Here is a 13,100-nt window from a genome sequence, read left to right as displayed (position 1 = left end):
AAAGAGGAAAATATCATGAAAAATATAAAATATCTTATAAGTGCTTCGATGTCGATCTTGCTATTCATGACATCTTGCGAAAGTTATCTGGAAGAAAATCCTGAGGGAAACATAAGTATAGCAAATTTTTATTCTTCAGAGGATGATGCCATTGCCGGACTTTACGGGGTATATAATTCTGTATATAGTTTATACGGCAATAACGCTATAAATTATGGAGAGGTAAATGCAGATAATGCAACTGTCTCGCCTAATGTATCGGATTTGTTCGAATGGGATGAATTTACCTATAATAACGGTACCACTGAAGGGTTTTGGACAAATGCATATGACGGTATTAATTTAGCTAATGAAGTGGCGAGTTATACAGCGGAAATTGATTTTGATGTAGATAAGAGGGCTGATATTGTCTCCGAAGCTAAAGCGCTTCGAGCTTTATTTTATTGGCATTTGGTCCGTACGATGGGCGGGGTGCCAATTTATGAGACCCCTACAGTTGGTTTTGATGAGGTGAATTTACCCAGGGCTACCTCAGACGAGGTCTATAGCTTAATTCTGAGGGATTTGAACGAAGCTGCATTGGAATTGCCTACCACGAGTGCAGCTGGAAGATTGAATGCTTATATAGCAGATGCTTTGCTGGCGCGTATTTACCTTTATAGAGGGGATTTTCCGAATGCTTATGCCCATGCCAAAAAGGTAATCGATGCAGATAAATATGATCTTTTTCCAGATTACGCAAACGCTTTTAAAACAGAGCACAACAATGGTGTGGAACATGTGTATCAAATCCAATATTTAAGCGGTGAGAGGAATAACTCAATTCCAGGATCATTTGGCCCACGGGCATTACCCGGGCCATATGGCAACTCTTTTTGGGCAAATACTGTGGTGGGTGGTTCAATCGCACCAAGTGCAGAGTTTAATGCTGACAATCCAATATCGTATCGTCGATCTATAACTATTTCAGATAGCTATGAACATATTGATGGAGTGACCGGTACAATAACCATGGAGGAGGCTTATGGGCCAGGAGTTTATCCGTATTACGTAAGCAAATTTGATGATCGTGCCAACGAGCTGCAGTCAGGAGTTAACTTTAATGTTATTAGGTATGCAGATATTTTGTTAATTGCTGCCGAGGCTCTTAATGAAGTTGATCCTGGTGATAACCAAAAATATATTTGGATTAACAAAGTTCGGGAAAGAGCCCGAAATGGTGTTGTGGCCGACCTTCCTGATTTGGAAGGGTTGTCTCAAGATGATTTCAGGTCTGCGGTTTTGGAAGAAAGGAGATTTGAGTTGGCATTTGAAGGTCAAAGAGCATGGGATTTAAAAAGAAGGGGACAGTTCTTAGCGGTAATGAGAGCGCAGGGAAAGAATGTTGAAGACTATATGCTGCTCTTCCCAATTCCGGATAATCAAATTCGGTTAAATACTAGTTTAACTCAGAATCCTGGTTGGTAGAAGAGCTGTTAGTGTTAATTGAATATGATATTGCTTGATATACTTATTCTTTAAATTGGAATTTAGGTTGGGGAGTTAGAATTTCCCCAGCCTATAATTTCTAGGTGTTGAAAAAGTTAAAAAAAGGACTTTTTAATCTTAGTCTTTAATTTTTAACTTCACAACTGTATTCTAAAATTATTTTTTTGAGTTCATTACGTAGTTTTATTTAAAGATATTTTGATTGTAAGATAAATGTTGTGATATGAAATTAGTTCAAACTTGGATTGTTGGCATACTATTTTTGGTGAGTTGTTCAGAAGGTCCCAAAAAAAGCAAAGACATTCCACTGGAAAAAGTAAGACCTAATATCATCCTGCTGATGGCGGATGACCAGGGTTGGGGAGATATAGAGTATAACGGACATCCCCATTTAAAAACACCCAATTTGGATGCCATGGCCGCCAATGGGGCAGTTTTTGAACGTTTCTATTCGGCGTCTGCGGTCTGTTCCCCAACACGTGGAAGTGTAATGACGGGCAGGCATCCCCTTCGATATGGGATTTGCCATGCCAACTGCGGCCACATAAAACCTGAGGAAATTACTTTGGGAGAAATGGTAAAAGATCAGGGATATACCACGGGCCATTTTGGTAAATGGCATTTGGGAACCCTGACGCGCGATATTGTTGAGGCCAATAGGGGAGGAAGGGAAAAATTCGACGGCGACTACGCCCCTCCCTGGGAGCATGGTTTCGATGTGAGTTTTGTAACAGAATCCAAGGTGCCGACTTGGAACCCAATGATCACCCCTCCACAATCATCAGGTGACGTAAATGGGGATTTAAAGGAAGGGAAACCTTTCAATACCTCTTACTGGACCGGGCCAGGCCAAATTGCCAAAGAAAATTTAGAAGGTGATGACTCCAGGGTAATCATGGACAGGGCCATCCCATTTATAGAAGATGCCGTAAAAAACGATAAACCATTTTTAAGTATTATTTGGTTCCATACTCCCCATTTGCCGGTTTTGGCAGGGGATGATGACCGAAAGCCTTATTCCGACCTATCCGAAGACCAGCAACATTATTATGGCGTTTTAACTGCTTTGGACAAGCAAGTGGGGCGTTTACGCGATAAGCTTAGGGAATTGGGAATTGCCGAAAATACGGTACTCTTCTATACTAGCGACAACGGTCCCGAGGGAAAATCGGTTACTGGTAGGACCCAAGGCCTTACCAACGGACTTACGGGTAGAAAAAGAAGCCTGCATGAAGGTGGGATCAGGGTCCCGGGTATCATGGAATGGGAAGGAAAAATCGGGCCGGGAACAAAGGTGGATATCCCCTGCTTTACTTCTGATTATTTTCCGACGATTGCCAATATCCTAGGGGTAGACCTTAAGAAAAACAAAAGGCCCTATGACGGTTTGGATATGTTGCCCATAGTAAAAGGAGAAATCAAGCGAAGAACAGAACCACTGGCCTTTGATTTTCAAGGACAGGCAGCTCTGATTGATAATGAGTACAAGATTTATAGCGATGACAACGGACAGCATTTTGCCCTTTATAATATCCTGAATGATATAGGCGAAAATAGTAATCTTTCCAGTGAGCAGCCCGAAAAGTTGAACGAAATGGTTGCCTACTGGAATCAATGGAAGGATTCTCAGGAAACAAGTGCTTCTGGCAAGGATTATTGATTATTTTAGCGAATAGGACGAATAGGTGACTACCCAATCAAAAAAAAATTATTGAGATTTAATTTTACATACCAAAAATAACTATGAGATTACTTTATTGCATACTATTACTTAGTATTTTTCTCCTTGGATCCTGTAAACCATCTGGATCTGACAAGGCAGCCGAGGTTACAGGCAAGCCCAATATCGTTTTTTTATTCGCAGATGACCAGACCTTTGAAAGTATCAGGGCCATGGGTTTTGATGAGGTCCACACCCCAAATTTAGATCGATTGGTAACCGGGGGTACTTCCTTTACCCACGCTTATAATATGGGGGGTTGGAACGGTGCCATCTGCGTGGCATCACGCGCTATGATCATATCCGGTTCCTATATTTGGAATGCACAGGATAAAAGTGAACTATGGTCCAAGGGAGATTCAACAGCATTGAACCAGACTTGGAGCAGGTTGATGCAAAAGCAAGGTTATGATACTTACATGACAGGAAAATGGCATGTGCAGGCCCCTGCGGGTACTATCTTTAATGATGCCAGGCATATTCGTCCCGGTATGCCGAAAGATCATGCCAATAAATTGGGCGCATCCATAAAGAAGTGGAAAGAGGAATCCGGTGATATGAAGGACTGGAACGACTATATGCCGCTGGGCTATGGCCGACCAACGGGTCCGGACGATACCGAGTGGTCGCCTACCGATACCCTTCAGGGCGGTTTTTGGGAAGGTGGTAAACATTGGAGCGAAGTGGTCCGTGATGATGCCCTTGCATTTATAGATTTGGCGACCAAAAAGGAAGATCCTTTTTTTATGTACCTGGCCTTTAATGCAACCCATGATCCACGGCAGGCACCCCAACGCTTTTTGGATATGTATCCGCTGGAAAATATCAAAGTGCCCGAAAACTTTTTACCGGAATATCCCTATAAGGATGATATGGGAAATGAGCCAAGTCTTAGGGATGAGGCATTGGCCCCATACCCAAGAACTGAATATGCCGTTAAAGTACACCGTCAGGAATATTATGCGCTGTTGAGCCATATGGACGAACAGATAGGGCTTATTTTGGATTCCTTGGAGGCTTCCGGAAAAATAGATAATACCTATATCTTTTTCGGTGCGGACCATGGTCTGTCTGTAGGGCATCACGGCCTGATTGGGAAACAGAGCATGTTCGATCATAGTGTGCGTATTCCGATGATGGTTGTAGGTCCTGGAATTCCCAAGGGCAAAATTTTGAATCAGGATGTCTATTTACAGGACATCATGGCCACTTCCTTGGAATTGGCAGGTGTGGAGAAGCCGGACTATGTGGAGTTCAATAGTTTTATGGATATTATAAATGGAGAAAGAACCGAGAGCCATTATAATGGAGTTTACGGTGCCTATATAGATGTACAGCGGATGATTCGCAAGGATGGTTACAAACTATTGATCTACCCAAAAATAGATAAGATACTTTTGTTCGACTTGGAAAAAGATCCGAACGAAATGAACGATCTGGCCGATAATCCGGAGTATAAGGAGAAGGTCAAAACGCTTTTTTCCGACCTTTTGGAGCTTCAAAAAACAATGGAAGATAAGTTGGATCTCGGTGGTCTATATAACAAAATGTACAATTAAAGCTTAATATCCATTCATGTTGATACAAAGAATTCTTTTTGCTTGCACCCTAGTGTTTTTTTATGGTTGTGGGGATACGGCAAAAATCAAGTCATCCACGGACGAGCAACCCCCAAACATATTGTTCATTTTGGTCGATGATCTGGGGAAGGAGTGGATCAGCGGTTACGGTGCGGAAGATATAGAGACCCCTAATATAGATGCACTGGCCAAGTCTGGCCTTAAGTTCAACAATGTGTATTCCATGCCCCAATGTACTCCAACACGGGTCACATTGCTTACAGGACAATACCCGTTTAGGCACGGTTGGGTCAATCATTGGGATGTTCCCCGCTGGGGCGGGAGTGCTCATTTTGATGAAACAGAGAACCCTACCTTGGTAAATGAAATGAAAAGAGCGGGTTACAAAACCTGCATAGCCGGTAAATGGCAGATTGATGATTTTCGGATAGAACCGGATGCATTGGAGAAAGCTGGATTTGATGAGTATTGTATGTGGACGGGTTACGAAGCGGGTATCGGGGCCAGCGCTGAAAGATATTGGGATCCCTATATTTTCACCAAAAAAGGTAGTAAGACTTATCCTGGCGCTTTTGGACCGGATATTTTTCGGGATTTTATCATAGACTTTCTGCAACAAAATAAGGAAGGTCCCATGTTTGTCTATTATCCCATGGTATTGACCCATACTCCCTTGGTAAACACCCCGGACGAAACTGCAAATGATAATTTGGGCAAGCACAAGGCCATGGTTCGCTATACCGATAAGATTATAGGGCAACTGGTAAATGCTTTAAAGGAAAATGGTCTGTTGGAAAACACCATGATTGTCTTTACTACAGATAATGGTACTACGCAATCCATCACCGGTACTTATAAAGGAGAACAGGTAAAAGGTGGTAAGTCCACTACCTTGGAGGCTGGAATTTGTGAACCATTTGTGGTTAGTTGGCCAGGACATGTAAAAGCGGGTCAGGAATCGAATGCACTTATCGATTTTACGGATATACTTCCCACTTTTTTGGATATTGCAGGGGTTAACTCAAAGGATAAGTGGACCGACACGAACGCTTCGCACACAATCGACGGTAAGTCTTTTATGAATGTTTTGCTTAAGGGCGATGAGGCCTCGGAACGAAAATGGATACTTGGCATGGGTGGAGGAAATTTTGCAAGGCTCACCGAAAATGGTGTGGAAAATCAATATAGATACAGGGATAGGGTCCTTCGAGACCAACAATTCAAATTATTTATAGATTCCAAGGGTAAACCGGAAAAGTTCTTTGATTTGGTTCAAGATCCCTTTGAGCGTCATAACCTTGTCGACAGTTTGGACAATTCAGAGAGGAAAAATAGTTATAACAAGTTGTTGGAGGTAGTTAATTCCTTTCCACTGGAGGACAGTGACCCTAGGTACAAAAATAATCCAGTTCAGGAATGGGATGTGGAAATTACCGCTGAGAGCGGTAAATGGAAAATGTAATGCCACACTTGCACTAGGACTGATGCAATAGTTGGGATATCGTTGATTTTAAATTTTGTGGAGTTATCTTTTCCAAGATGCCATCAATAAAATTATGTTATAGGCCAATACACCTTATTAATAAAAGGGAATTCTGTAGTGACAAGAATCTAAATTTGAAAAATAAAAAAAATCCGACCCATTTAAGAGGTCGGATTTTTTTTGATCTATTATTGTATTCAGAAAATATATTAAACCCTTGGAAGGTCTCCTTCTCCTTTTAATGGTAAATAGGAGGTTCCCATGAGGTAGGTATCCACATGGTAAGCCGCTTGTCTACCTTCGGAAATGGCCCAAACTATTAAGGATTGTCCTCTTCTTTGGTCACCAGCCACAAATACGCCGGGGACGTTGGTCTTGTAATCTACTTCACTGGCTTTAATGTTGGTACGTGGATCGGCTTCAAGACCCAATTGCTCGGCAATAGTCATTTCTGAACCCGTGAAACCCATGGCTAAAAGTGCCAATTCACATTTCCACTCTTTTTCTGTACCTGGAACTTCCTTAAGTATAGGACGTTTGCCCGGTTGTGAAATCCATTCTACTTCAGAAGTAATAAGTCCTTTTAAATTACCATTTTTATCACCAATAAATTTTTTGGTGGAAATGCTAAAGAATCGCTCAACACCTTCTTTGTGGGAAGAACTGGTGCGCAAACGCATGGGCCAAAATGGCCATGGTTGATCTTCCGGACGTCCTACTGGAGGTTTTCCCAATATTTCAAAGTTGGAAACTGAAGTGGCGCCGTGTCTAATTGAGGTTCCAATACAGTCAGATCCCGTATCTCCCCCGCCAATAACCACAACGTTCTTGCCAGTAGCTTTTATTTCCTCGCCCAGATCTTTAATGCCGTCTACGCGCTTATTATTTTGTTTTAAGAAATCCATGGCCTGTACCACCCCTTTAAGGTCGGCTCCTTCTATAGGCAATCCTCTTCTAACGGTAGCTCCGCCGGATAGTACAATGGCATCAAATTGATCCTTAAGTTCTGTGGCCAAAACATCAACGCCCACATTAACACCGGTCTTAATAATAATTCCTTCTTCTTCTAAAATCTTAACCCTTCTATCAATGATAGTTTTTTCCATTTTAAAATCAGGAATACCATATCTAAGAAGACCACCAACTTTTTCATCCCTTTCAAAAAGGGTGACCAGGTGTCCAGCTCTGTTCAACTGCTGGGCCGCTGCAAGTCCGGCGGGACCAGATCCAATAACGGCAACTGATTTTCCAGTCCTGCTAACGGGAGGTTCTGCTACTACCCAACCTTTTTTGAAAGCTGTTTCAACAATGTTTTTCTCAATGTTCTCTATAGTTACCGGGTCTTCATTGATACCCAATACACAGGCTTCCTCGCAAGGAGCCGGACAAAGCCTACCCGTGAATTCCGGGAAGTTGTTGGTAGAGTGCAATATCTCAGCAGCTTTATCCCATTTGCCAAGGTAAACTGCGTCGTTGAAATCAGGTATTAGATTACCTAACGGACACCCACTGTGACAAAAAGGAATGCCACAGTCCATACATCTGGCACCTTGGTCCTTTAGCTCCTTTTCTTTCATGGGGAGCGTAAATTCCTTGTAGTTTTTTACTCTATCCTCTACAGGTGCGTATTCTTCTACTTTTCTATCGAATTCCAAAAATCCTGTTATCTTTCCCATATTTCGATTATATCGTTTCTAATTTTTCTTTTTCTAAACGTATCAAAGCCTGCTTGTATTCTTCAGGGAAAATCCTGACAAATTTTGGTAGGCAATCTTCCCAATTTTCCAAGATTCTTTGGGCTATTGGGCTAAGTGTGGCGTTATAGTGATTTTCTATAAGGCCTTTCAGTTCAGCAATGTCATTGTCATCCTCTACCTTTAAAATGTTTAGGGACTCTGTATTGCAATTTTTTCTAAAGGTATTTTTTTCATCAAAGATGTAGGCAATACCACCACTCATTCCAGCTCCAAAATTTCTTCCTACTTCACCAAGAATAACCGCTGTACCACCGGTCATATACTCGCAACCATGGTCGCCAATACCTTCTACGACAGCCTGTGCTCCTGAATTTCTTACGCAGAAACGTTCACCGGCTTTTCCGTTTATATAGGCTTCTCCAGAGGTTGCGCCATAAAGCGTAACGTTTCCGGTTATCACGTTTTCCTCTGGTTTTAGAGTGGACTTGTAGGGTACTTTTATAATTAGCTTAGCTCCGGATAATCCTTTACCTAAATAATCATTGGTGTTTCCATTGACGATCATGGTAAGGCCTTTGGTTGCAAATGCACCAAAACTTTGTCCGGCCGAACCGGTGAAATTAAGTTTAAGTGTGTTTTCTGGTAATCCTTCTGCACCGTAAATTTTAGAGATTTCGTTACTGGTAATCGCTCCAACTGCTCTGTCGGTATTATGGATTGGGAAATCCAAAGAGAGTTTCTCTTTTCTGAACAAGGCCGGATGCGCTTTTTCCAAAATTTCGAACTCAATAGATTTGTCAATATCGTGTTGTTGCTTCTGGGTATTGTAGAATTTGGTTCCTTTTGGTACGTCAACTTGATATAAAATCGGAGTAAGGTCTATACCTGCGGCTTTGTAATGTGCCAAAGCTTTTTTACGGTCCAGTTTTTGTACTTGTCCAACCATTTCCTCAATAGTCCTAAACCCTAACTGAGCCATTATTTCCCTAAGCTCTTGGGCAACAAAATACATATAGTTCACAACGTGCTCCGGCTTGCCTTCAAACTTCTTGCGCAGTTCAGGATTTTGTGTCGCAATACCTACTGGGCAGGTATTTAAGTGACATACACGCATCATGATACATCCTGAGGCTACCAAGGGTGCTGTGGCAAATCCAAATTCTTCTGCTCCCAACAAACAGGCTATGGCAACATCTCTTCCTGTTTTTAACTGGCCATCACATTCCAGGACTATCCTGTTCCTAAGGTCGTTCAGTACCAAGGTTTGTTGTGCTTCGGCAATTCCCAATTCCCAAGGAAGTCCTGCGTGCTTTAATGAGGTTAATGGGGAGGCCCCTGTACCACCATCATGGCCGGATATAAGAATAACATCGGCCTTTGCTTTTGCAACACCAGCTGCAACTGTTCCCACTCCCACTTCAGAAACCAATTTAACGTTTATCCTGGCTTCGCGATTTGCAGATTTTAAATCGAAAATCAATTGGGATAAATCCTCTATTGAGTATATATCATGGTGGGGTGGAGGTGAAATCAATCCTACATATGGCGTGGAATTTCTGGTTTTGGCTATGGACGGATTTACTTTTGGTCCGGGTAACTGTCCTCCTTCACCTGGTTTAGCTCCCTGTGCCATTTTAATCTGAATTTCTTGGGCGTTGGTCAAATAATTGGAGGTAACCCCAAATCTTCCGGAAGCGACTTGCTTTATGGCACTGTTTTTCCAATCCCCTGTTTGGTTCTTGTAAAAACGTTCTGCATCTTCGCCGCCTTCACCCGAATTACTTTTTCCGCCGATCCTGTTCATAGCGATAGCCAAATTTTCATGGGCTTCCTTGCTAATGGATCCATAGGACATTGCACCAGTTTTAAAACGTTTTACTATTTCTGTCCATGGCTCCACTTCATCCAAAGGAATAGGGTCGTAATTGGAGAATTCAAAAAGACCGCGTATGGTCATCAAATCCTTGGATTGTTCGTTCACCATTTTGGCAAAGTCATTATAGGATTCCGGCTCATTGTTTCTAACCGCCTTTTGCAGTTTGGCAATACTTAAGGGGTTGAAAAGGTGTTTTTCACCATCCCTTCTCCAACGATATTGTCCGCCGATTTCCAAATCCAGATTTGCGGCTATATCTTTATCTGTGTAAGCCTTGTGATGACGCTTTGAAATTTCCTTCTCTATTTCATATAGCCCTATGCCCTGAATTCTGGTAGGTGTGTTAGGGAAGTACTTGTCTACAGTTGAGGTGTTTATTCCAATACATTCGAACAATTGGGATCCGCGGTATGAATTTAGAGTAGAAATTCCAATTTTGTTCATTACCTTGAGAATGCCCTTGCCTACTGCTTTGTTGTAGTTGTTAATGGCTTCTTCAAAAGTGTATTGGGTAATATCTTGCTCCTCAATTTGTTCCGCTATAATTTCGTTTACCAAATATGGGTTTATTGCGCTGGCACCAAATCCAAATAACAATGCAAAATGATGCACTTCCCTAGGTTCGGCAGATTCAATAATTACGCTTAGTTTGGAACGTTTCCCCAACCGTTGTAGTCCGCTGTTTACGAACGAACATGCCAATAAAGCTGGAATAGGAGCCTTCTCTTTACTTACGTTTCTATCCGATAGAATAATGATATTGGTACCTTCATCAATGGCTTGTTCTGCTTGGTGCAAAATGGATTCCAAAGCATCCTCAAGGCCATTATGTCCCTTTTCAATGTCGTAAAGCATTGAAATGGAAACTACCTTGTAGTCTGGACTGGCATCATAATTCTTTATTTTATCCAAATCTTCTTTGGATATAACTGGATTTTTAATCTTTAATTTTCTGCAATGAAGTTCGGAAAATTCAAAAATATTATGATCGCTGCCGAGGGTGAGGCTAATATCCGTAATAAGCTCTTCGCGAATACCATCCAAGGGCGGATTGGTAACCTGGGCGAACAATTGCTTAAAGTAGTTGTAAATTAATTGTGGACGATCGGATAGGATGGCGATAGGAGTGTCAGACCCCATTGATCCCAATGGTTCCTTGGCCGTTTTTCCCATGGGAAGTATAATGGTGTTTATATCTTCCAGGGTATATCCAAATACCGCTTTTCTCTTTTGTACAGATGCCTCATTAAGGAAAAGTGGGCAGTCATTGTATGGGATATCCTTAAGGTGGACCAAATTCTTGTCCAGCCATTTTTTATAGGGATACTTAACGGCAATGGCTTCCTTAATTTCTTCATCATTTATAATGCGCCCTTCTTCCATGTTTACCAAGAACATTTTTCCTGGCTCCAATCTTCCGTGCATTTCAATATTTTCGGGCTCAAGTTCTACAACCCCAACCTCAGACGACATTATAACATAACCGTCCTTGGTCACAGAATATCTGGACGGACGCAATCCGTTTCTGTCCAATACAGCACCTATGTAGTTTCCATCGGTAAAGGGGATAGAAGCAGGCCCGTCCCATGGTTCCATTAAACAGGAGTGGTATTCATAAAATGCCTTTTTTGCTTCGGACATTTCATTATTCTTTTCCCAAGCCTCAGGTACTAAGATCATCATAACCTCTGGGAGTGATCTTCCTGTCATTAACAACAGTTCAACAACCATGTCCATAGTGGCTGAATCCGATTTTCCGGGTAGTATTATAGGAATAATATTTTTTATTTCGTCCCCAAACCAATCACTCTTCATTAATTCCTCCCTAGAGCGCATTCTTGTAACATTGCCTCTAAGGGTGTTTATTTCCCCATTATGGCACATATAACGGAAAGGCTGTGCCAAATCCCAAGTAGGGAAAGTATTGGTGGAAAAACGTTGATGTACAAGGGCCAGACGGGTAACTACCCTTGGGTCCATAAGGTCCTTATAATATAAACTTATATCTTCTGGCATCAAAAGCCCTTTGAAGATTATGATTTTCGTGGAAAGACTCGGAACATAGAAAAATTTGCTTTCCGACAATTTGGAAGCGTTTACGGTATGTTCCGTAACCTTTCTGGCTATGAATAACTTTAGGTTAAAATGGAAGAAATCTTGTTCATCATTCTCTCTCGCAACAAATACTTGCTTAACGTAAGGTTCTGTCTCTGCGGCTATTCTTCCAGGAATGGATTTGTTTACAGGGACTTCTCTCCAACCCAATAATTTTAAACCTTGTTTTTTTATATTGGATTCAAAAACCTGTATACAATAGTCCCGTTGGTTTTCCTTTTGAGGTAAAAAGACATTGCCCACGGCATAACTACCAGGTTCAGGAAGCTCAAAGTTGCATACGTCCTGAAAAAAATCATGTGGAATGTCTATTAGGATTCCAGCACCGTCTCCAGTTTTTCCATCCGAACTTACAGCTCCTCTGTGCTCCAGCCTTTCTAATATTTCCAAAGCCTTATGAATAATATCATTCGACTTTTTTCCTTTCAGACTACAAATAAATCCTGCGCCACAGTTATCATGTTCAAATTCCGGTAGGTACAATCCTTGTTTTCTCAGCTTCATAAATTATCATATTTATTCAAAAATATCAAAATATTTACATTTAATGCAGTGCTATATTAAATTGTGTATAAGAAATTCAACGTTTATAATTCAACGTTAAAAAAAATGCATATTCTGATATTTGAGCCCATTAAATTGGGATTTCCTCAATATTAATCTTTATATATTGATTTTTTTCCTATTAAAGGGGGGTTAATAATGTAAAATTGGTTATTTCTGGTTAATTCCCCTTCTTAGGTTAGGGGTTGTTATTTATAAATTATATATTTTTAAGCCTTACCCCGTAAAAAACAAGGGGTATGTCAAATTTAGTGATTTTTATCCTTTTAATATACTACGCGAAATTACAATTTTCTGAATTTCGGAAGTGCCTTCATTATGGATAAAAATAATTTTATTGCCTTTCTTTTTTAATTTTAATTGGAAGCAATCTTGCTTTTAATATTGGGATTTCAACCTTTTTTGAAGTTACTCTAAAAATTAAATCCTTGACATATAAGTTATTTCAGATTTAATATCATGAAAATATACTTAAAAGCCTAACGTCTGAAAAATCGCTCGTTGAAAGGCATTATAGTAGGGCTAAATTAATCATTTTTAGTTTAAAAAATGGAATTTGATGGTATGCATCATTTTT

The 13,100-nt window shown here is 40.9% G+C and carries 6 protein-coding genes; 4 read left to right on the top strand and 2 right to left on the bottom strand.

All coding sequences use genetic code 11. From position 1 onward, the window contains the following. The first annotated feature begins 15 nt into the window (after positions 1–15). The 4 genes from LV92_RS15485 (at position 16) to LV92_RS15470 (ending at position 6,250) form a co-directional block, all read left to right on the top strand. Positions 16–1,467 (top strand): RagB/SusD family nutrient uptake outer membrane protein, encoded by a 1,452-nt coding sequence (locus tag LV92_RS15485; RefSeq protein ID WP_111624497.1) that lies wholly within the window; start codon positions 16–18, stop codon positions 1,465–1,467. Between the two features lie 244 nt (positions 1,468–1,711). After that, positions 1,712–3,148 (top strand): sulfatase family protein, encoded by a 1,437-nt coding sequence (locus tag LV92_RS15480; RefSeq protein ID WP_111624496.1) that lies wholly within the window; start codon positions 1,712–1,714, stop codon positions 3,146–3,148. Positions 3,149–3,231: 83 nt separating this feature from the next. Then, positions 3,232–4,767 (top strand): sulfatase-like hydrolase/transferase, encoded by a 1,536-nt coding sequence (locus LV92_RS15475; protein WP_111624495.1) that lies wholly within the window; start codon positions 3,232–3,234, stop codon positions 4,765–4,767. Between the two features lie 16 nt (positions 4,768–4,783). Next, complete coding sequence (locus LV92_RS15470) at positions 4,784–6,250, top strand: sulfatase-like hydrolase/transferase (protein WP_111624494.1); 1,467 nt, start codon at positions 4,784–4,786, stop codon at positions 6,248–6,250. A gap of 230 nt (positions 6,251–6,480) precedes the next feature. Here LV92_RS15470 and LV92_RS15465 read toward each other — a convergent pair whose 3' ends face one another. Next, on the bottom strand, positions 6,481–7,947 hold the full coding sequence (locus LV92_RS15465) for a glutamate synthase subunit beta (RefSeq protein ID WP_111624493.1): 1,467 nt from the start codon (positions 7,945–7,947) through the stop codon (positions 6,481–6,483). A gap of 7 nt (positions 7,948–7,954) precedes the next feature. Further along, positions 7,955–12,463, bottom strand: coding sequence for a glutamate synthase large subunit (gene gltB, locus LV92_RS15460; RefSeq protein ID WP_111624492.1), 4,509 nt, complete (start codon positions 12,461–12,463; stop codon positions 7,955–7,957). Between the last annotated feature and the right edge of the window lie 637 nt (positions 12,464–13,100).

This window comes from Arenibacter echinorum, assembly GCF_003259375.1.
In the GTDB taxonomy this organism is placed as follows: Bacteria; Bacteroidota; Bacteroidia; order Flavobacteriales; family Flavobacteriaceae; genus Arenibacter; species Arenibacter echinorum.
The sequence above is the reverse complement of the archived record's forward strand: the minus strand, read 5'-3'. Positions and strand labels throughout refer to the sequence as shown.

Bases quoted from the DNA above. Each gene is read 5' to 3' on its own strand.
- LV92_RS15480 (WP_111624496.1), top strand. From the start codon at position 1,712: ATGAAATTAGTTCAAACTTGGATTGTTGGCATACTATTTTTGGTGAGT.
- LV92_RS15470 (WP_111624494.1), top strand. From the start codon at position 4,784: ATGTTGATACAAAGAATTCTTTTTGCTTGCACCCTAGTGTTTTTTTAT.
- LV92_RS15475 (WP_111624495.1), top strand. From the start codon at position 3,232: ATGAGATTACTTTATTGCATACTATTACTTAGTATTTTTCTCCTTGGA.
- LV92_RS15465 (WP_111624493.1), bottom strand. From the start codon at position 7,947: ATGGGAAAGATAACAGGATTTTTGGAATTCGATAGAAAAGTAGAAGAA.
- LV92_RS15485 (WP_111624497.1), top strand. From the start codon at position 16: ATGAAAAATATAAAATATCTTATAAGTGCTTCGATGTCGATCTTGCTA.
- gltB (WP_111624492.1), bottom strand. From the start codon at position 12,463: ATGAAGCTGAGAAAACAAGGATTGTACCTACCGGAATTTGAACATGAT.